This is a genomic window from Streptomyces sp. NRRL B-24572, assembly GCF_002156145.1.
GTDB lineage: Bacteria > Actinomycetota > Actinomycetes > Streptomycetales > Streptomycetaceae > Streptomyces > Streptomyces vietnamensis.
Genome location: NZ_MWIG01001194.1, coordinates 1 through 522, shown reverse-complemented (window position 1 = coordinate 522; position 522 = coordinate 1). Strand labels below are relative to the sequence as shown.

Genomic DNA, 522 nt, shown 5'->3' with positions numbered 1-522 from the left:
CCGTCGTAGGCCCATCCGGGGACCTTGATGTTCCGGCAGACGACGAAGTCGCCCTGGCGGCACGGGGTGCAGACACCGCAACTACCGCCGAACCAGCCCACCGCCACCCGGTCGCCCACCCGNNCGGCGATGCGGCCGGCGATCTCGTGTCCCGGGACCAGCGGAAAGCTCAGCCCGGGCAGTGCGTTGTTGACGAAGGCTGCGTCCATGTGACAGATGCCGCAGGCTTCCACGGCGATGCGCACGTGCCCCGGGGCCGGCGGCACGAGCTCCCGCTCGACGGCTGCGAAGGACTCGCCCGCGGCGCCGACCTGCGCGACTCGATAGGTACCCATCGGATCCCTCCTCGAGAGTCTTCCCCCTCAAACCAGTAGATCCCGCACCGTCCAGCCGCGCGCGCCGACCACCGACGGTGCCGGACCCACCCGGCGACGCCCCCCTCACAGCCGACCCTCACACCCGCTGCGACCTGCGTGAACGGCTGCGGCCGTGTACTGCTCGGGGTCCAGCACGTCCTCCCCG

The 522-nt window shown here is 71.5% G+C and carries 1 protein-coding gene; it reads right to left on the bottom strand.

Annotated features, from left to right (window positions below; all coding sequences use genetic code 11):
- Positions 1-335 (bottom strand): alcohol dehydrogenase catalytic domain-containing protein (locus CCN56_RS41240; protein ID WP_179200179.1); only part of this gene is annotated, 335 nt, incomplete at its 3' end.
- Positions 336-522 lie beyond the last annotated feature (187 nt).